At 32.4% G+C, this 21,537-nt stretch carries 17 protein-coding genes; 4 read left to right on the plus strand and 13 right to left on the minus strand.

The features are described 5' to 3' along the window. Positions 1 to 2: 2 nt before the first annotated feature. Positions 3 to 2,069, plus strand: a complete 2,067-nt coding sequence (locus ACE94K_RS02425; RefSeq protein ID WP_378179454.1) for a M16 family metallopeptidase — start codon at positions 3 to 5, stop codon at positions 2,067 to 2,069. 51 nt (positions 2,070 to 2,120) lie between these two features. Here ACE94K_RS02425 and ACE94K_RS02430 read toward each other — a convergent pair whose 3' ends face one another. The 5 genes from ACE94K_RS02430 to mutY all read right to left on the minus strand — a co-directional run bounded on the left by ACE94K_RS02430 (position 2,121) and on the right by mutY (position 6,561). Beyond that, positions 2,121 to 2,996: a DMT family transporter gene (locus ACE94K_RS02430; RefSeq protein WP_378179457.1), complete on the minus strand. Its 876-nt coding sequence runs from the start codon at positions 2,994 to 2,996 to the stop codon at positions 2,121 to 2,123. A gap of 83 nt (positions 2,997 to 3,079) precedes the next feature. Further along, positions 3,080 to 3,655, minus strand: coding sequence for a gliding motility lipoprotein GldD (gene gldD / locus ACE94K_RS02435; RefSeq protein WP_378179460.1), 576 nt, complete (start codon positions 3,653 to 3,655; stop codon positions 3,080 to 3,082). Continuing rightward, positions 3,645 to 4,979, minus strand: coding sequence for a gliding motility-associated protein GldE (locus ACE94K_RS02440; RefSeq protein WP_378179463.1), 1,335 nt, complete (start codon positions 4,977 to 4,979; stop codon positions 3,645 to 3,647). The genes gldD and ACE94K_RS02440 overlap by 11 nt, the downstream gene beginning before the upstream one ends. Positions 4,980 to 5,003: 24 nt before the next feature. Continuing rightward, positions 5,004 to 5,465 carry a single-stranded DNA-binding protein gene (locus tag ACE94K_RS02445; protein ID WP_378179465.1) on the minus strand — a complete coding sequence of 154 codons (462 nt, stop codon included), beginning with the start codon at positions 5,463 to 5,465 and terminating at the stop codon, positions 5,004 to 5,006. A gap of 43 nt (positions 5,466 to 5,508) precedes the next feature. Next, positions 5,509 to 6,561, minus strand: a complete 1,053-nt coding sequence (mutY, locus tag ACE94K_RS02450) for an A/G-specific adenine glycosylase (protein WP_378179468.1) — start codon at positions 6,559 to 6,561, stop codon at positions 5,509 to 5,511. A gap of 131 nt (positions 6,562 to 6,692) precedes the next feature. Between mutY and ACE94K_RS02455 the strand changes: the two genes are divergently transcribed. From ACE94K_RS02455 to ACE94K_RS02465, 3 genes are all read left to right on the plus strand, one after another. Next, a complete protein-coding gene (locus ACE94K_RS02455) occupies positions 6,693 to 6,983 on the plus strand; it encodes an HU family DNA-binding protein (RefSeq protein ID WP_024768281.1) in 291 nt (96 codons plus the stop codon). 284 nt (positions 6,984 to 7,267) lie between these two features. Then, the gene (locus tag ACE94K_RS02460) at positions 7,268 to 8,806 is read left to right on the plus strand and encodes an Rne/Rng family ribonuclease (RefSeq protein WP_378179473.1); all 1,539 of its coding nucleotides are present in this window, start codon (positions 7,268 to 7,270) and stop codon (positions 8,804 to 8,806) included. A 58-nt stretch (positions 8,807 to 8,864) separates the two neighbouring features. Continuing rightward, entirely contained in the window at positions 8,865 to 9,344 is a 480-nt protein-coding gene (locus ACE94K_RS02465) for a regulatory protein RecX (protein ID WP_378179475.1), read from the plus strand. 115 nt (positions 9,345 to 9,459) lie between these two features. Here the strand turns inward: ACE94K_RS02465 and ACE94K_RS02470 are convergent, their stop codons facing one another. The 8 genes from ACE94K_RS02470 to ACE94K_RS02505 all read right to left on the minus strand — a co-directional run bounded on the left by ACE94K_RS02470 (position 9,460) and on the right by ACE94K_RS02505 (position 21,481). Next, positions 9,460 to 10,773 carry an HlyD family secretion protein gene (locus ACE94K_RS02470; RefSeq protein ID WP_378179477.1) on the minus strand — a complete coding sequence of 438 codons (1,314 nt, stop codon included), beginning with the start codon at positions 10,771 to 10,773 and terminating at the stop codon, positions 9,460 to 9,462. Position 10,774: 1 nt separating this feature from the next. Continuing rightward, positions 10,775 to 12,964, minus strand: coding sequence for a peptidase domain-containing ABC transporter (locus ACE94K_RS02475; RefSeq protein ID WP_378179479.1), 2,190 nt, complete (start codon positions 12,962 to 12,964; stop codon positions 10,775 to 10,777). A 178-nt stretch (positions 12,965 to 13,142) separates the two neighbouring features. Further along, complete coding sequence (locus tag ACE94K_RS02480) at positions 13,143 to 14,318, minus strand: alpha/beta hydrolase-fold protein (RefSeq protein WP_378179481.1); 1,176 nt, start codon at positions 14,316 to 14,318, stop codon at positions 13,143 to 13,145. 40 nt (positions 14,319 to 14,358) lie between these two features. Beyond that, complete coding sequence (gwsS, locus tag ACE94K_RS02485; RefSeq protein WP_378179483.1) at positions 14,359 to 15,369, minus strand: grasp-with-spasm system SPASM domain peptide maturase; 1,011 nt, start codon at positions 15,367 to 15,369, stop codon at positions 14,359 to 14,361. Between the two features lie 229 nt (positions 15,370 to 15,598). Further along, positions 15,599 to 16,585, minus strand: a complete 987-nt coding sequence (gene gwsG / locus ACE94K_RS02490; protein ID WP_378179485.1) for a grasp-with-spasm system ATP-grasp peptide maturase — start codon at positions 16,583 to 16,585, stop codon at positions 15,599 to 15,601. A gap of 96 nt (positions 16,586 to 16,681) precedes the next feature. Further along, positions 16,682 to 16,882, minus strand: coding sequence for a hypothetical protein (locus ACE94K_RS02495; protein ID WP_378179487.1), 201 nt, complete (start codon positions 16,880 to 16,882; stop codon positions 16,682 to 16,684). 1,184 nt (positions 16,883 to 18,066) lie between these two features. Next, a complete protein-coding gene (locus ACE94K_RS02500) occupies positions 18,067 to 20,736 on the minus strand; it encodes a carboxypeptidase-like regulatory domain-containing protein (protein ID WP_378179489.1) in 2,670 nt (889 codons plus the stop codon). Continuing rightward, positions 20,726 to 21,481 (minus strand): GLPGLI family protein, encoded by a 756-nt coding sequence (locus ACE94K_RS02505; RefSeq protein WP_378179491.1) that lies wholly within the window; start codon positions 21,479 to 21,481, stop codon positions 20,726 to 20,728. The genes ACE94K_RS02500 and ACE94K_RS02505 overlap by 11 nt, the downstream gene beginning before the upstream one ends. Positions 21,482 to 21,537: the final 56 nt, after the last annotated feature.

Here is a 21,537-nt window from a genome sequence, read left to right on the forward strand (position 1 = left end):
AAATGAAAAAAAATATAATCTTTATTATAGCATTTTTATTGATTGCTATCAGTGCCCAGGCACAAATAGATCGATCTAAAATGCCAAAATCAGGGCCTACGCCCGCGATCAATTTAGGAGAACCCTACACTTTTAAAATGGGTAATGGCCTAACTGTACTCGTGGTAGAAAATAATAAACTACCCAGAATTACCGTGAGTCTATCTCTGGATAACCCACCAAATGCCGAAGGTGATAAAGCCGGAATAGAAGGGGTAGTATCCCAAATAATGGGAAAAGGAACCAAAAACATTAGTAAAGACGACTTTAATGAGGAAGTTGATTTTCTGGGAGCAATCCTAAATGTAGGAGTATCCGGAGGTTTTGCACAATCACTATCTAAATATTCTGACCGTATTATAGAACTTTTTGCAGATGCAGCATTACATCCAAAGTTCACGCAAGAAGAATTAGATTTAGAGAAGAAAAAATTGGTTGAAGGTATTAAATCAGGAGAAAATAGTGCAGAAGCAGTTGCAGACAGAGTAAGAAGTGTTCTTGCCTATGGCAAAAATCATCCTGCAGGAGAATACATTACAGAAAAAACGGTAAATAATATTACCCTTACTGATGTAGAATCTTACTACAGAAATAATTTTGTTCCTGCAAATGCTTATATGGTAATTAGTGGAGATATCACAGCAGAAAAAGCCAAAGCTTTAGTAGAAAAACATTTTGCCTCTTGGAAGGCCGGCAAAGCTCCTTCATTCGCAATTCCAGACGTAAAAGACGCACAATATAGACAGATCAATTTTGTCGATATGCCAAATGCCGTACAAACAGAAATGGCTGTTATGGGTATCTCAAATCTAAAAATGGCAGATGAAGATCATCACGCTGCCTTGGTTGCAAATTATATTTTAGGAGGATCTTTTGGCAGCTACATTAATATGAACCTTCGAGAAGAACATGGATATACATATGGAGGTAGATCTACACTACCTAGGAACAAATATTTCAAGACAGCATTTAGAGCCACAGCAAAAGTAAGAAATGCTGTTACAGATAGTGCTGTGGTAGAAACACTGAAAGAAATCAAAAGAATTAGAACTGAAGATGTTGATGATGAAGTTCTTGAAAATGCAAAAGCAAAATTCTTAGGAGATTTCATTCTAGCATCAGAAAATGACAGAACTATTGCATCCAGAAGTATTGATATTAAAACACAAAATCTCCCTAAAGATTTTTACAAAACTTTTATTGCTAAAATTAATGCAGTAAGCAAAGCTGATATTAAAAGAGTAGCGAATAAATACTTTGATTTGGATAACGCCAGAATTGTATTAGTAGGAAAAGGAAGTGATGTTATCGAAAATCTTGAAAAAATAAGTTTTGAAGGAAAGAAAATTCCAATTCTATATTTTGACAAGTACGGAAACAAAACAGAAAAGCCCGATTATAATGCTGCTACACCTGAAGGAGTAACGGCTCAATCCGTTATGGATAATTATTTTAAGGCCATAGGTGGAAAAGATAAGCTGGAAGCTATACAATCTACATTTACTACAGCTGAAGCATCTATGGGTGGTGCTACATTACAAATGATTGTAAAAGTAACTTCAAAAAACCAAACCCTCACTGATATCTTATTTGCCGGAAATTCTGTAAATAAAAATGTGTTTGATGGATCCAACGGATATGCAATGGTACAAGGTCAGAAAATCGCGTATACCGAAGAGCAGATTGCGGATGCAAAAAAAGAAATATATCCATTCCCAGAACTTACCAACAACGCAGCAACTCTTGAAGGTATGGAACCTTATGAGGGAGGGAAAGCTTATAAAGTTAAAATGAGTGAGAAAAGAACTTCTTTCTTTGACACTGAAACCGGTCTTAAAGTAAAAGATATTGTTATCCAGGAACAAGGAGGTCAAAAAATACCTTCTACAATAGAATATAGCAATTACAAAGAGGTGAACGGAATTAAATTCCCTCATACAATGTCGATATCAGCGGGACCACAAAAATTTGATTTTAATGTTTCCGAAATTAAAATTAATGAAGGAATAACTGAAGAGGATTTTAAATAAAATTCTTTTAAAGAAATGTATAATAAAAGGTCTGTTCTAACGAACGGACCTTTATTTTTTTCGATTTGCAATATACACGCCCAGAATAATCACACCCGCTGCTAACACTTGGTAAAAAGAAAATTCTTCTCCATCCAGCAATCCCCAAATCAAAGCGACTATCGGAATCGTATAAGTAACTGAAGTAGCAAAAACAGGGCTACTTATCTGTACTAATTTATTAAACAATACTTTAGCAATTCCTGTTCCTACAACTGCAAGAATCGAAATATAGATAAGACTAGTATGCATCTCTGGATTTGTCAGGACATTATGGTCAAAAAAATCAGAATGATACAGAACGATAAGCGAAGGAATGACTAAAACAATAAAGTTACCATTGGCAATTGCCATAGGAGAAATTTGTTGCATGTATCGTTTTATAATATTTACATTCGTCGCATAACACACGGAAGCACAAAGCACTAAAGAAGCATACCAATAATTTTGATTAGGATTGACTGAAGCACCTTCCCAAATCAAGGCTAAACATCCAATTAATCCAACAATAACTCCTAGCAATTGATTACGATTAAAACGAATTGAAAACAGCAATACTCCCAAAATCAGGGTTACCAAAGGAGTCGTAGAATTAAGTACTGAAGCAATCCCACTATCAATCTCGGTTTCTGCAAATGCAAACAAAAATGCCGGGATAAATGTTCCTAAAAAGCCAGAAATAATAATCCATTTCCACTCCTCTTTCTTGATAGTCCACATACTCCTAAAACCTATTAGAAATAAGAAAGCGGCTGCAAACAATGTTCTTAGTGCACCTAGTTGCATTGGTGTAAGTCCTATTAATGATTTTTTAATCAAAATGAATGAACTACCCCAAACAAGTGACAGTATGGATAAATAAACCCATTTTAGTTTGGTGTCTTGCATTGGTTTTTTTAATAAGGTGCAAAAATCACTAAAATTATGGAAGTTGTACTGCTCTGTAATGAAAAATTAACGAACGTTTAGCGTTATTCTTTCCACTTCACGGTTTCCATAAAATGTATAACATCATTTCTCAAATATTTTGCAGCAGGAAGGATCGAATCGTAGTTTGGTTTCACCTTAAAATAAACAGAACCAGATACAAAATGATGAATACTATCTGTTACGTAGAATTGACAAGACGAGGCAGCATTTCCGGTAACTTCATATATTCTACCATATACTTTTTTCTCCGGGTACATAAAGTCCTTTGGCTGTATAGCATCAGCTTTTATAAAATGTTCTTGGGTAAGGTTTTGTGCATCTCTTAATAGAGAATCAAGATTATCATTTACATCATAATAAGATATGTAAATGGTTGCACGCAGTTTTGGATATTCAATATTATACCAGCATTTTTTGTTGTTTTTGGCTCTTTCAAAATTAGCCATCTTATTCTTTTCAAAAGTATAGGAACAATCTAATAAAGCCTGCTCATACTTTGGCGCAGAATAAGCGAGCCTGAGCATTCCTTTAGGTTTAGGCAACGTTTCGCCCCCGCAAGAAAACAGCAGACTTAAAATAATTAGTCCTAAAAAAATACTCCTTAGTTTACTCTGCATTAATAGTCAATTTTACTCTTTTTATACGCTTATTATCCAGCGATTCTATCGTGAAAGCATATTGTTCTAACGTAATAATATCTCCTCTTTTAGGAAAACTACCGGAGATCTCTAAGAGTAATCCCGCAATGGTCTCGGCATCTCCTTTCTTATTTTCGAAACCGGTGTTATCTTCAAGTTTCAGTACTTTATAAAAATCTTTTAGCGAGGTTCTTCCTTCAAAGACATAATTATTATCATCTAATTTAGAAAACACTAAATCTTCATCGTCAAACTCGTCACTAATATCACCAACAATTTCTTCTATAATATCTTCTAATGAAATCAGACCACTGGTACCTCCGTATTCATCTACCACAATTGCCAAATGATTCTTTTTATCTTTAAAATCATTCAATAAATCATCTAATTTTTTGTTTTCAGGAACAAAATAGGGCTCTCGAACCAGTTCCACCCAGTTAAAATCTTTATGATTAATATACGGCAATAAATCTTTTACATATAAAATTCCTATTACCTTGTCAATACTATCTTCAAATACAGGGATACGAGAGTATCCATTCTCTATAATTTCCGGAATTACCTCGGTATACTTAAGGTCTCGATTAAGTGCAAAAATATCAATTCTTGGTTTCATCACCTGCTTCGTATCTGTATTTCCAAAGGAGACGATTCCTTCCAGTATCTTTTTTTCTTCAGAAGTCGTGTCCTGATCAGAAGTTAATTCTAAAGCCTGCGATAGTTGATCTACACTAATATTGGATTTTTGTTTCCCTAGTTTATTATGGATACGTATCGTTATACCTCGCATCGGTAAACTGATAGGTGATATAATCCAATCCAAAACACTTAATGGCCTCGCCATAAAATTAGCAAACTTGACTTTGTTACGACTGGCATAGATCTTTGGTAATATTTCTCCAAAGAGTAAAATAAGAAACGCTACCAAGCCCACCTCTGTTAAGAATCTTATGCTTAACCATTCTAGACCTGGAATCACTATATCATCTAGCCCTTTAAAATAAATCTCTCCTAATGAATCAAAAAGCAAGACAATGGCAATATTGATAAAATTATTCGCCACTAAGATTGTAGCCAACAATTTTTTAGGCCTGCTCAATAATTTAGAAATGATCTTTTGGTTTATGGTTAGCGTTTCTCCTTCCGCTTTAAGATCAGAAGATGTAAGTGAAAACAAAGAAACTTCGCTACCGGAAATTAGGGCAGAACAAACCAATAAAAAAATAAGGACAAATAAATTGACTGCTTGCCAAGGTTCAAAAGCAACTAATAAAATCAATAACGGTTCAGGATCAGGGTCCAAATTATAGCAGTTTAGTTAAACATATTAAAACGGAAGATCATCTTCTTCCATTTCTGTAGGCGCAGGCGAAACAGACTGAGAATTATCAACCGTTGGTTTATCTACCATTGGTTGCTTATCTGCAACGATTTCGGCTTGATGACCTTCAGACTTTGGAGTCAAAAAGGTAAAATCAGTACACTGAATCTCTGTGCTATATCGATCTTTTCCTTGCTCGTCTTGCCATTTTCTAGTCTTAAGACGACCTTCAATATACACTTTATCTCCTTTTTTTAAGTATTTTTCACAAATTTCGGCTGCTTTATTACGCACTACAATATTGTGCCATTCCGTTGTGGTTACTCTTTCTCCGGTGGTTTTATTAACATAAGAATCATTAGTTGCCAGCGGAAATCTGCCGATACAATTTCCACCTTCAAAATAATGCATTTTCACTTCATCACCCGTATGGCCTATAAGCATTACTTTATTCAACGTTCCAGACATACTCTTTATTATTTATAAGTAAATGTAATAAAAAACATCATACCTAAAAAAAGCTTTCTATAAAATTACCTAATAAAATAGGAACCGGATAATCCCTGATTTTCTCAATTTCTACAAAATTTGATTCAATATTAATCGTAGGAATTTCTTCCGTTTTCACTATATAAAATCGAGTATATAAATGCTGATGTGATAATTTATGAATTTTAAAATCTTCTTCGTGCAAAGTGAGTTCATAGTTTACGTGGTTTAATAAACGTTTAAAAATCTCATGATTCTCTATATAAGGTAGGTCAACTTCATTTTCACTTTCTATAAGAGGAAACTCATATAAATTCTGCCAGATCCCTTTTCCAGTTCTTTGATTGAGAACAGTTTTTTGGTCATTTACAGAAAAGATTAAGTAGTTGAAATATCGTTTTTTTACTTTTAACTTTTTAAGTTTTACAGGTAAAGAAGCAACAGTACCTTTTTTTAAAGCCTCACAACTATCATTGAGTGGACACACGATACAATATGGATTCTGCGGTTTGCATTGCAACGCGCCGAATTCCATAATCGCTTGGTTAAACGTGGCAGGTTGTTCTGGATCAATCATCTCCCAGGCAAGTTTTTTAAACTCTTTGATTCCTTGTGTACTATTAATAGGAGTATCCACATTAAAGTACCTGGACAAAACGCGGTATACATTACCATCCACTACAGGCACTACTTCATTATAACAGATGGAAGCTATAGCGCTAGCCGTATAATCACCAACTCCTTTAAGTTGTAATAGATCCTTATAAGTAGAAGGAAAAATTCCATTGAGCTCATTTGCAATATACTTTGCTGTGGCGTGTAGATTTCTGGCTCTGGAATAATACCCCAATCCCTGCCATAATTTTAATACTTCCTCTTCTTTTGCATTTGCTAAATCAAAAACGGTCGGATACTGATCAATAAATGATAAATAATAAGGTAATCCTTGCGCAACTCTGGTCTGCTGAAGTATAATTTCACTTAACCAAATGCGGTATGGATCGGTCGTTTCTCGCCACGGCATGGATCTTTTGTTTTGTAAGTACCACGTAATGAGTTTTTTAGAAAAAATCATAAGAAAATCTTAAGTTTTGTAAAATTAAACCTTTAAAACATGATAATTTCATCTTAAGTATTGATATTTTGGATTTTAAATTGCTATATTTGCCCCCTTGAAAATTTAAAAACCCCTAAATAGGTAATATAATGACTAAAGCAGATATTGTAGCAAAAATTTCAGAAAAACTAGGAATTGAAAAAGGAGATGTTCAGGCAACTGTTGAAACCTTTATGGAAGAAGTAAAAAGTTCTTTAGAGAGCGGAGATAACGTATACCTAAGAGGTTTTGGTAGCTTTATCATCAAAACAAGAGCTGAAAAAACAGGTCGAAACATTTCTAAAAATACTACAATCAAAATACCTGCACACAACATACCAGCTTTTAAGCCGGCAAAAGTATTTGTGGAAGGTGTAAAAACTAACGTAGAAGTTAAGTAATTAATAATCAATAAATAGATCGCACTATGCCAAGTGGTAAAAAACGTAAAAGACACAAGGTAGCTACGCACAAGCGTAAAAAGAGAAGAAGAGCTAATCGCCACAAGAAAAAGTAGTTTCTAACTACTTTTTCTATTTAAGAATGTTCTTTGAAATCGAAATAGAGTTTCTTATATCTCTACCTTTATAAGACTTTGTTTCAACGGAATTATTAAAATTCCTGTGAATAAAATTGTTTAATCCATCTGTCTCGAATATACGAGGTGGATAAAAATCTAATTAGAGTGAACAAAGAATTGATCATTAGATCTGGCTCCTCTACTGATTTTGCCTTATTAAAAGATGGAAAACTAGTTGAATTACATAAGGAAGAAGACGACAGCAATTTTGCAGTGGGTGATATTTTTATTGCCAAAATCCGCAAAGCTGTCCCGGGTCTTAACGCTGCATTTGTCAATGTAGGCTACGAGAAAGATGCATTCCTGCATTATCACGACCTAGGTCCTCAAGTATCTTCTTTACTAAAGTTCATCAAACGTGTAAGCACAGGTAAGTTAAAAGATTACTCTCTTAAGGATTTTCCTTTTGAGAACGATATTGATAAACACGGAGTTATTACAGATGTGTTAAAATCAAATCAATCGCTATTAGTACAAATAGTAAAAGAACCTATTTCTACAAAAGGTCCTCGAATAAGTTCTGAACTTTCGATCGCCGGTAGATATATTGTATTGGTGCCTTTTTCTAACAGAGTGTCTATTTCACAGAAAATAGAATCATCAGAAGAAAAAGAACGTCTGAAAAGGCTGGTAAAAAGTATCAAGCCAAAAGGTTTTGGAATTATTGTTCGTACTGTAGCAGAAGGCAAAAAAGTAGCAGAACTAGATAGAGATTTGCAAAATCTGGTGGGTCGCTGGGAGTCTATGTGTAAAAAATTATACAAAGCTCAACATCCATCAAAAATTTTAGGTGAAATGAATAGGGCGTCCTCTATATTAAGAGACGTTTTCAATGACAGTTTCACTTCTATCGTTGTAGATGAACAAGATCTCTACAACCAAATCAAAGATTATCTGCAAGAAATTGCACCAAAAAAAGAATCTATCGTAAAATTACACACGTCAAACGTACCCATATTTGAGAAATATGGTATTGAACGACAAATCAAAACAAGTTTTGGTAAAACGGTATCCATGAGTAAGGGAGCCTATCTTGTCATCGAACACACTGAAGCAATGCACGTCATTGATGTAAACAGTGGAAACCGATCTAACAAAGCCAAAAATCAAGAAGACACTGCACTAGAAGTCAACCTAATTAGTGCAACCGAAGTAGCTCGCCAACTACGTCTTAGGGATATGGGAGGTATTATTGTTGTCGATTTTATCGATATGAATAATGCTGATAACCGCAGAACACTTTTCAATCACTTACGTGAAGAGATGAAAGACGACAGGGCGAAGCACAAAATTTTACCGCCAAGTAAGTTTGGCTTGATTCAGATCACGCGACAGCGTGTACGACCAGAAATGAATATCAAAACCCGTGAGGAAAACCCGAACGGAGGAAATGGCGAAATTGAGGCGCCGATAGTTTTAGTAGATAAAATAAAGGTCGATTTAGAAAAATTAATTAAAAAAGATCATAAAAAGTTAACGCTTAGCGCACATCCTTTTATTGCAGCTTTTTTAACTAAAGGATTTCCATCCACCCGATCCAAATGGTTTATAGACCACAAAAGATGGGTTAAAATAATACCTAGAGACGCTTACACGTATTTAGAATATCATTTCCACGATAAGAATGGAGAAATGATACAATAATAATGAAACCCAGCTTACGGATGTAGGTTGGGTTTTTTTGTTTGTTATATTTGCGTTTATGTATCAAAAAACACCACAATCCATAACTGTTACCGAGGCTATAAAAAAAATGGAGCATTATTGTGCCTATCAGGAACGTTGCCATAAGGATATTAGTAATAAGTTGAACACCATGAGACTAATTCCTGAGGCAAAAGAAAAGATAATACTACATCTTTTGGAACATAACTTTCTTAATGAAGAGCGTTTTGCTAAAAGCTTTGCCCGTGGTAAATTCAAAATTAAGAAATGGGGTAAACAACGGATCATGAGAGAATTAAAATTTCGACAAATATCCGAATATTGTATTAAGACCGCTCTAAAAGAAATCTCTGAAGATGAATATTTAAAAACATTTCACGAACTGGCAGAAAAAAAGTTTGACGCTATTATCGAAAAAGATGTTCAAAAAAAAAGAAAAAAACTAATTGATTATCTATTATATCGAGGCTGGGAAAACCAATTGGTTTTTGAGAAGGCTAGAGATTTATCAGAATAACTCTCATGTAATAATCAGTAGCGTTCAACACTTCTATAGTTTTATCAATTTGACTACCTTATTCCTCAAAAAAAAGTCTGCATTGAATAATTCTAGAAGTACACTATTCAAAAAATCAACTATTTTGATCTTCTCCACGTGAATCCATTATTTTTCTCAGTTGATAGAAAAAGCGTTCGATAAGTCTTAAATCTTCCGTGACAATCTCTGCAGCGCTTGTCATCTCCTGTTTAAAGTCAATTTCTTTTTTATAACTCGTAATCAATTTATTGGGTAATGTAACATCGATTAGATATAATCCTTCTTTATTAGGTAACGCAGATATTTTTTTTATTGTACCTTCTAATATACCAAATTCAGCACTAGGATAATTATCTAGTTTAAAATGTACTTTTTGTCCAATCTTGATTTTACCAGAGTTCTGAGATGGAGCTTCCAACTTACCAATATATCCATTATTTTGCGAAGGGATAATAGTAAATATTACTTCGTCTGCTGACACACTTTGATGAGAACTCCAATAATTCATAAATGCAACTATCCCTGAAGAATTTGATTTTAACACGTATTGCAATTCCCAGTTTTTTATAGATTTTTTAAGTTGATTAAATGATTGAATCACATTTTTAAAAAGCTTAACATCTTCTTTGGTCTTATCAATTTGTGTTCCTTTATAGGTTTTATTCATTGTGCTAATGGTTTCGCGGATTTGAGATATGGTAATATCCATATTAGCATAATTCCTTTCTGCCTGTAATATCTCTAATTTTTCATTTTCATATTCCTGTTCAGAAATTACTCCTTTATTGAATAAAATTTGCTGACGCTCTAAATTTTTCCTTTGCAACACTAATTCTTTATAGCTAATTCTCTTTTGGGATAAAGTGCTCTCTAATCTTCGTTTTTGTTCTGATAATGATAATTGATTAGCCATCGCCTCATTAGAAAAAGGTTGTAATTTTTTATGTAAGGCATAGGCAGAATAACTATTTTCAAACAAGGCAAAATTTTCAGCAACATCGCCCAAAAATAACATTGGAAGATCTCTAAACGGAAAATCAAAAAATGTGTTGTTAAGTTTAATAGTATCAATTATAGACTTTAAGAATAATACATCTTTGTAATTGGCACTGTTTTCCAATATAGCTAACGGAGTCTGATCTTTTACATATTGCCCGTCATTTACCAATATAACTTCTATTTTTTCATTAATCTTGGCGTGTACTTTTTCTGGAGGAATCTCTGTGGTAATAATACTTTCTGAGACAATTATATCGGGATACTTTATAAAGTATGATAGGAAGAGAAGCATCATAATTAAAATTAAAAACAATAAACTCCCCCAACGCACCATCCAATTAGGAACTTGTGATAATACTTCTTGTACTTCTTCGCTTCTTAACTGTATTTGTTCTATTTGTTGCTCCATATTATTTTCCTAATTCTAATTGGTTTTTGACTAGATTGTAATAATTCCCTTTTTGCTCAATGAGTTTCTGGTGATTTCCTATTTCTACTACTCTACCTTGGTCTAAAACAACAATCTGATGCGCATTTTTTACAGTACTCAATCGATGAGCTACTACTACGACCGTTCTGTTTTGAAAAAAGCAATCTAATTTTTCCATAATCACTTTTTCATTATTGGCATCTAGAGCACTGGTAGCTTCATCAAAAAATAAAAATTTAGGGTTTTTATATACCGCTCTAGCAATGAGCAAACGTTGTTTCTGACCTGTGCTAAGTCCGGCTCCTTCAGAACCTATCTTGGTATTGTAGGATAATGGTAGGGATTCTATAAATTCTTTAATATTGGCAACATCTACTGCATGGATTAGTTTCTTTTTATCGATATAATCTTCACCGACCCCTATGTTGTTAGCGATAGTATCATTAAAGATATAGCCTTCCTGCATTACTGCTCCACAATTAGATCTCCAATATCGTTGAGACACACTTTTTAAGTCAGTGCTTCCAATCTTAATCATACCATTATTTGGTTCATAGAATTTTAATAATAGTTTCATTAGAGTAGTTTTACCACTACCACTTACCCCAACTATTGCGGTAACTTTATTTGCAGGAATAGTAAGGTTAAGATTTTCTAAAACAGGGGCTTCTGACCCAGTATATCTGAAAGATACATCCCGCAAAGAGAAATCCACATTTTCAGAGATCTCATAGACCTTTTGTTGTAGATCCGATTCTTCATTTTCTTTAGTATGTATTTCTCCAAGACGATCCAGAGATATCCTGGCATCCTGCAATTCTCTTATAAAATCAATGAGCTGTGCAATAGGAGAATTTAATTGCCCTACAATATATGTGATAGCTAACATCATCCCTAAAGTGATTTCCCCATCAATAACTAATTTGGCAGAAAAAACAGTGATTAGAATATTTTTAAATTCATTAATAAAATTAGAACCCACTCTTTGATATTGTTCCAGGGCTAAACCTTCTATCGATAACTTAAATAACCTCGCCTGTAAAAATTCCCATCCCCAACGTTTTTTCTTTTCTGCGTTGTGGAGTTTAATTTCCTGCATTCCATTAATAAGTTCTATTACCTTACTTTGTTCCTGACTTACTTGTGAGAATTTTTTGTAATCAAGATCTGCTCGTTTTTTTAAGAAGATGACAATCCAGAGAAAATATAGTATACTACCACTAAAGAATATTGAAAAAATCTGAAGACTATAATATGCTAGTATAATTCCGAAAATAAGAAGATTAAAAAGAGAAAATAAAACATTTAAGGAGGATGTAGTAAGAATTTGTTCTATCCTTTTATGATCATTGATCCGCTGTAAAATGTCTCCAGTCATTCGCGTATCAAAAAATGCGATGGGTAGACTCATCAATTTCATAAAAAAATCAGAAATCAGAGAAATATTAATACGTGTGCTCAGATGTAATAATATCCAACTACGGATAACTCCTATCGCAGTACTACCTAGATATAAAAAAAGTTGGGAAATTAGGATGAGGTATATAAAATTAACATCTCTGTTCTGGATCCCTACATCTACAACACTTTGCGTAAGAAATGGAAATACTAATTGTAACAAACTGCCTGCAACAAGACCTATGATCAACTGTACAATGAGGCTATTATACTTAAAAAGATATTTAGAAAGAAAACTAAACCCTAATTTTTGGTCTTTTGCACTATATTCTTGATCATAGAATTGCGGTGTTGGTTCTAATAGCATAGCAATACCTTCTGAGGTATTGTCTATTGCATCTGCACCTGACCAGCGTTTAAGAAATTCATTCTTGGTATATGTCAATAACCCATGTGCTGGATCCGATATATAAAATTTATTATCTGTTTTTATTTTATACAGTACCACAAAATGATTTTCGTTCCAGTGTAACAAACAGGGTAGTGGAGCATCTATAAGCTTTTCTAACGGTGCTTTAATACCTAGAGACCTATAACCTATTGTTTCTGCTGCACCACTTAGTCCCATTAAACTACTACCGTCTCGTTGTGTTTCTGATAATTGTCGTATATATGATAGATTGATAGTTTTGCCATAATGTTTAGAAATAATCTTAAGACAAGTAGGACCACAATCTTTGGAATCTGCTTGTTTATAAAAAGGAAAAGCCATCGTATAATAAATAATGATTAGATACCTCAACCATTAGTTATCCTAATGATTTGTATGGTGCTGTTAGTAATAAATTTGATGTATAGATTTGTATGAAACCTATGGGTGTTAGGACTACTACCAATTTTACATAAATGGATATAGTTTATTAATTATATCTAAAATCAGTTATCAATAGCTATCTAGACTGACATTCTGTGTGATATAGATCCAATAATGACTGTAATTGGTTTTTTAACTCTTCTATCTTTGCTATTGCCTGTCTTCTTTTTTTATAAAAAAGATCAATATTACCATTATTACAAGCCTTTTTACTTTCTAAAAAATAGAGATAAGAGCGATATATTTTACTTAAGTACTCAAATTCTATATCTGATTTAGGTAACATATCTTGAGCCTCTTTACAGCTAATAATAGCCAAATCGATTTGCTGTAAATCATAATGAGCTTTAGTCTTTGTAAATAATAATTTATGCTCTTCTCCTTGTAGCAATCCTTTCTTTACGATTGCCAATGCTTCTAAAGCATTATTGTTTTTTAAGGATAGCTCTGCAATGAAATTATATTCTTCAGGTTGTATTTTTTTCTCCTCTCCATAGATTTCAGAAATTAACTTATTCTTGTATGTAAGTGTTTTTAGGATTTGCTGTGATTGCATCTGTAACATATCACTTTTTATCCAAGGGTAAAAAACACGGTATAAACCGTTTGCTATAGTGAAATTTGGAGTTTTATTATGATTAATCCCCTTAATAATGTCAATATTAAAATATGTAAGATCTCCAAGATGTTCTTTTAGTTTTAGTAATTGTTTGCTGATATAGGTATCATTTTGTCCAATAGTACCACTACTTATATAGATATGTTTATTAATTATATGAATCGGTAGATCTTGATCCGTATATGAATTAATCAGTTGATCAGAAACTGCAGGACTAAAAATGATATTACCATCAAAATTAAAGGCCGGATCTCTTAAAGACTGTAGATGAAACGATCCTGATAAAGAAAACGAAACCATTACCTTATAGCCAGCAGTATTATAATTAGTTGCTAGATATGGGATCAATTCCTTCAATATAAATCTCCTGAAGGATTCATTGGTATAGTCTTTTCTCCTATTTTCTGTAATGATACCTACCAATAATGATTGGGGTAATTCATCATCAAATGAATTGCCATATACAAGATTAGATTTGATCAGTTCATAGAAAATATCCTCCTGTGCATCTAAAACCACTACAATAGGTTTTTTGATATCCTTGTTAGGATCAAAAACCTTAATTTTTCTAAATTCTTTAAGAATCTTAGAATGTATCGTGATTTCGTTTGCCGATCTATCCTGCGCACTCATTGTGAAAAATACATTTACAAGGAGCAATAAATAGAATATGTTAAAACCATTTTGCTTCATAAGGATTATAATTACATTTTTTAGGTTTTGCTGTTTTAATTTCATCTTTGCTCATATGTGCCCTACAATCAGAACACACTGTACGATACTCGCACACCTTACATTCATCTATCTGATTTTTAGTAATACCCCATAATTCTTGAAAACTTGCTAGCTCTACAATTTCTTTAAGACTGGATACTTCTTTTATATTTCCATAACTATCTTCTAATGTTGGACAATTTTTGATATTTCCATTGACATCAACACCTATTTTACGATGTAAACAAGAATTAAAATATAATGATTCGTTATGATGTAGTAAAGTAGGAGCAAATAGCGATGTCGAGATTATTCCGCAATGAGTCTGATCAGTAATTGCCTGATCGGTATACACAAACTTTTCTTTATTTCTTGCCGTAGCTAATCTTGTTACAACATCTTTTGGTGAACCATGAATTACCATACCTTTAATCCGAAGATAATTCTGAACTAAATATCTATAGTCTTCAAAACTAATTTCGGGATTATATTTCAACAATAACTCTACGCTGCTGATACGTTTTCCTTTTATTAGATCTAATATATCCAGCAGGAATGTCCAAGATATACTATCAAAAAACCGTATTTGTATTGTTGTACAATGTACTGTATCCAGCGTATTGAATACGTGCTTAAAATCATAATTTGAACTCTTGTTATAATCAATAATAGCATTGGTAATCTGATCAGGAGAATCCCACTTAGTATCAATATCAGTGAATAAGTTAGGAGTATCAGTATAGAACCCTAATTCATTTGCAATAAGAAAATCTAAATATTCCTGTATATCATCTGATTCGTATGTTATCTTTACATCGGCTATAGGGCTATCATTCAAACTTGTAAGAATAGGGATTAAGCTATTTGAAACATGAAAAATCTCATTACGTTGTGTATCCACAATGACCGATCTTTTATACCCTTCTACCAATTTACAATTGGCAAATAATTTAAAATATTTCTTATTCATTGTACAGCTGGTCAAAATTGACAATTTTAGAGATTGGTTTTTTTAGGTTCTTATGTGGAGAGTAATATGAAGTCTTATAAAAATCCACACTAATGGCCTCCTTCTTGTTTGGATCCAAGTTAAGTTCCATCTTGTACAGGTAATTGTACATGACTGGGAGTTTAGATAGATACTGTTCTTCTATAATCTGAAACTCTTGTTCGTATATATTATCATTATCATTCATAGTTTAACTAATTAAGTATTCTGCAATTTTCTTTTCTAATTGATAGTTACAAGGATCCGAGACCATACCAAATTGTCCCACTGGATTTACTTCTAGATATACATATTCATTATCCACAGAATAAATCAAATCAAGAGAACCTGTATGTAACTTTAAAGACTGCATTAACGTATGCACTTTTTCCGTTATATCATCTGGGAGTTGATAAGGAATTCTTCTATTCTCTTTATCACGATTATATTTCCTGAAATCTGTTTCGGTTTGTTGATCATTCTGTGAAAAAATTGCCATAGAGTAGCAAACACCATTTAGATAAAACACTCTAAGCTCATATTGCTTTTCTATTTTTTCCTGAAAGAATGACGGAAAAAAATGATTCGGTAAAGTATCAATGACCTGATCGGAAACACCTTCTGTATAACCAAAATATCTATTATCATCGTCTTGAGTAAGAATAACTTCTTGTACTCCTTTTGTAATTATTTCCCCCTGTGCTTCCTTAAATTTTTTTAGATATTTCTTTTCACTAGTTACGATGGATTTAGGAACTTTAAGCCCAGCCTTGACCGCTTTATCCAATTGAACTAGTTTACAAATATCAGCCGTCTTTTTATTACCAAGCACCTTATTTTCTCCATTTTCAAAAACGTAGTGTAAGAATACATTAAGACTATGATCTTCAGATTTTAAATGTTGATACACTTTTGATTTTATTTGGGAAGTATTAAAAAATTCTGGGAGAGTATCATTTTTCTGATAATATTTAGGAATTCCACCTCTACGATACCAATATCCCTTAACATCTTCAAGTTTTATAGTCTCGCCCTCAAAATATAGGACCATATTTTCCAAGTCCTGAATATCAAAGTGTAATGATTTTAATGAATCTTCGTCTACATTAATTCGAATACATTGATGATTAAAGTGTCTTACCCAGTCCATGACCTCACAAGTACTTAGATCAGCTTTTTGACTTACAATTAATACCATAGTAGTTATTTTTATTAAATGATTTAAATGTGATATAATGAATTAGGCAAAAAGTAGGTAGTTGAAAAGGACTCTTTTCAACTACCTATACCTCTACTATTCGAAACCTACAGCAGATATTTGATCACTTAAACCTCCGCCACCATTAGCGTCTTGCTCACAAGATCCACCACAAGCACTATCTGAATCAAAGGTAGATTCTCTTGTTTCTTTAGAGTTAGTTAATGTGTCTCCTGCACCTTTTACAAGGTTCAATGCATCTAATCTTAAGTCTTCGAATTTTTCTATTTTTTTCATCTTTATGAAAATTAATATGATTTGTACCTACTCTATTTAAAAAAGGCTTTTCGGTTTCGGCCTTGAGTTACGCAACTGTTTTGATCGAGTCAAATATAGATTGAGAAAAGAGGTCAAAGCAAGGGCAGTAACTCGATATTCATAAATAATAGGGTTGTTATTTATGAATATTGTGTGTTTTGATTTTTATTAACACTTTGATTTTTAGATTTTTAAAAAAACAACGAGTTTATGGGTTTAAAACGATGTTAGCGATTGTCTATATTATATGAAAAGAGTGAAATGATACATTTACTACATAAAAATGTTTAGTTTTTAGTTTAGTTTTCTGTAAAAATTTGAAATAATTCTTTGATTAAAGTAGAAAAAGTCAAATCGCCCATTTATTTATAAAAAACTGAACTACACCGATAAGAAATTTATCGTTTATAGTTTATAATGGAGTTTATTTTAGAAACTCATAACATAACCAACGTATACATTATTTAATCATAACGAGGTGAAGACAATATATTGGAAATAGTTTTTCCGATATAGCACCTATATTCTTGGAGATGGTTAAGTATTTTTTTAGACAGAGAAAATTAGATCGAAACCGTTAGTACTTTAAAGTAAAAAACTAATAATATCTTTAAAAGACTTCTATAAATTATTGAACGAAAGATCGATTTTATAGTTCTTTATTTGATATTTGCTGAATTTTCGGAAAATTCTAACAAAAAAGCAGATTGTAGAAGTTTCGCTAAATCTAAATGAAGATAAAATATATAGATTTAATAACTTCCGTTCCTTTTTTAGGTAATTTCTGTTATTTAAGAAAACACAAATAAAGTATTAAAATAAATTGGTAAATTGAAAAAGTCTTTAACGTGGTTTTGGGGATGAGGATGTATCTTTTACAAGATTTAATTGATCTAATTTTATGTCTTCAAGTTTTGTATTTCTTTCATTTTGTAAATATTAATATAATGTAAAGCTTCTCTGTCACAAGACTTTTCGATTTCGACCTCTTGTTACTTAAATATTTTAATCAGATCAAAATAAAAAGTAGACGTTAAGCTAATTACAAGTGTAATATCTCAATATTTATATAATACTACATAATGACGTCCGTAATATCGTAGTTATTCCCAATGAAAAAATGGAAATTGATATTCTGAATTATATAAATCAATATAATAGAGCTAAAACCTAAACTCTAATTGTAATAGAATATATCTGGGTAGTAAGCGATATTGGGTGGTAAGGCTTCCAGTATCACTTAATGAAAAATTAGTGAAGTTTTTGGTGTTTAGTAAATTTTTACCGTGCAGGGAAAGCATTAAGGTATTTTTCTTTATACTATAACGAGCATCAAAATCTAGAAAATTATATACATTATTATTAGTATCCAGGTTACCAAAGAAGTAACGCTCTCCCCTAAGTTCTATGTCTATACGATCATTAAATACAAAAGACAGATCTATAAAACTAAGGTTGTCAGTAAATGAATTGGTAGTTTGGACTTGAATACTATTTGTTGTCCACTTAGAGCCTACATGATAATTAAAAAAACCTTTGAATCCAGAACGCAATTCTAATCCATAGGTATAACTTCTGGAGGTAACTTCTCTAAGATCAGAATCATTAATAATGTTTTTATAGTTAGATCCAGAATATCCTAAATTTAATTTTAGATTAGAAGAAATCGGTCGGAAATATCGATCTATATTACTGTTGATAGTAAGTTGCTCTCTGTTTTTTATTAAAACTTTTTCTGATTGATTAAAGTTTTGAGTGATTAATGTATTGGTAGAAAAAAAATCGTGGTTTTTAGTGTAGAGAATAAAAGTATTTGCAAAAAAACGATCTCCCCAACTTCCTAGGTTATAGTTAAAACTAAAGATCGAAGCATCTAATTGGTTAAACTCTCCAGTACCCCTGGAAAATGTTCTAAATCCGGTGAGCAAGAACCGATCATATACCTGAATGATATCTGCATTAGTCCTATTGTATGCATATAAAGACGTGATTTTGTTATTTTTATTAATCTGCCAATCAAAACTTATGGATGGATTGATAAAAAATGGAGATTGTTTTTTGGTTAGCAAAGTAGTCTCTATATGGTTAAATAACTGATGTACATTTAGTTTCCCCATCAAACCGATGTCCCCAATTTCTGCACGATACTTTGCACCAAGATATAGATTGTTAGTATGATAAACCATATCATTTTGATATTCTTCGGGAGTTAATCGCACGAAAGTTTGTTCTTGTAGTTGCAACGCACTTTTAAGTTGATCTTTTCTATATTTATTTCCTAATTTTACTTCTAGCAAATTATTATTTCGCTTACGTTGTAACAGATGTGCTTCTATTCCAGCAAATTGCATTTTAGATTTAATCGTTTGAGTTATATTATCAATGTTATCACTGCTGGCAAATAACTCAGAAAATATGAATTTATCCACAGCATACTCCTGTGATAATTTTTCGTCAATATATCTGGAAGTCAACAATAGAATATCTTTTTTGCCAAATTTATTGGAAAAAATAACTTTTTGATCCAATAACTGTCGATCACTCTGTAGGTGTTGGAGTGTTGTATTTTGATTAAAGTCTAAATTAGAGGTGTCGGACTGATCCTTGTCAGAATATCTAGAGATATATTGTAGTGTTTTATTTTTAGTGATATCATAGGTTATATGAGTTTTCACAAAACCCAGTTTTTTATCACTTTGTAAAACAAAATCTTCGGTATTGGTAAAATTAGTGGCATTCGCACTAAAAGTTTCTGAACTATTTCTAAAAAAATCAATAGTTGACCAATTTAGGAACCCTATTGTTTTTATTTTCAGTTTTTTTGTAGGATTGAAAATAGTATTGATAGATAATAACTCATCATTGTTAAAACTTGTTCGCTCTTTTTTGAAATTAAGGATATCCCCTGTAAAACTAAAAAAAGGGCTAATTTTTTGATGATCTCCAATATTAGAAGATTCATTTTGGGAAGAAGGGTCAATTAAGTATTGAAGATCTTGAGTTACATCATAACCAGTATTATTTAAGTTTCCTAAAAAATAATATTTATCCTTTTGACCAAAATTCATAATATTTGATTGTACCTCATACCGATTTTCTGAAGCCAATCCATATCCTAAAGCAGTATTACCAAACCATTTTCTTTTGGCTTCCTCATTAAGTTTAAGATTCAGCGCTACTTTATCGCTTTCTTCTATGTCTTTGAGAAGCCGGTTGTGTGAGTAGTGTTGCAGGAGTTCCACTTTCTCTATTGGGTTTGCCGGCATATTTTTAGTTAATATTTTGTATCCTTTTTCAAAAAAATCATCACCTTCGATCATTACCTTTTCCACTTCTCTGGAGCCTACTTTGATGGTTCCTTCTGAGTCAATGTTTATTCCCGGTATATTTTTCAGGACATCTTCTACCACTTGTTCATTTCCTTTAATAAAAGAAGCCACATTAAAAATCACCGTATCTTTTTTTTGTATTATGGCTCGTTCTGTTTTTATTACAACCTCTCCCAATGTTAAGGGCTCTGGCATCATTATAATATCTAGTATGGGATAAGCTCCTTCCCCTATAGTAATAGGAATTATTTTTTGTTTATATCCAAGAGCAGAAAATTGAAGATGATAAAATCCTGATTGTTCCGTTTCTAATGCAAAATTTCCGTTGTTGTCCGTATACGAAAAAGCGATGAGAGCAGATGAGATAGTATCCTGTAAGATCACATTTATATTAATCAATGGCGAAAAATCTACGGCATCTTTTATTGATCCCTTAACGCTATACTGTGCAGTAGTATAAAAATGACAGAAGAAAAAGAACAGAAATAGGGATTTAATCTTCATAGATCTCGATATGCTTAACTATTGGTGTTTTTACTTGTACTCTATACCCTCGACCAAATTTGGTAGCCATTCTTTTACCCAAGTCATCTATAAAACTATTTAATCGGATTTGATAATCTTGTCTATTAATTTTTAAATAGTCCTGATCTACAGTATCGTTCACCGGGAGATTGTTTTTCGTAATTTTAGTAGCATAAATCTGTACCTCTTGAGTCAGATCGTGAGCTTCTAGAATGATACCTGGTAGCCCGTGAAGTTTCCAAGGGCCAAAATACCCAGGAAAATCGGTCGTGAACCAAACAATATAGTCTCTGCCTCTATATTGTGCAGTTGCTTTAATACACCCGTAGGAATCAATGTCTTTGGTTTCTGAAGTGATGTTCCAAGAAATTTTAGGCAAACCTTCTTCTACAATGTAGAAATCATCTTCACCAAACCCTTTTTCTAGCTGAACGATAGATTTTGATACTTTATTAGTTTTTATAAAATAACGTGATGTATCGCTAACCTTAAAAGTATAACTTTGATCATCATCTTGATCCTGTTCTATATCGTAATCTTGTGAATTGATGGAGCTATAGCTAAAAAACGATTTTTCTTTATCAAAGAACAAATTGCATTTGTACCGATCATAATTATTAAAGTTAAGAGACATTTCATAGGTGATCTGAAACTGATAATTCGTTTGGGACTTAACACTACAAACGAGACAGATAAAAACTAGTGATATTATATATTTATACATAGTATGCAGGTTTAATATTATAGAATCATTATGAAGGGTAAACAGGAGGTCTTTAT

The organism is Aquimarina besae (assembly GCF_042434905.1).
In the GTDB taxonomy this organism is placed as follows: domain Bacteria; phylum Bacteroidota; class Bacteroidia; order Flavobacteriales; family Flavobacteriaceae; genus Aquimarina.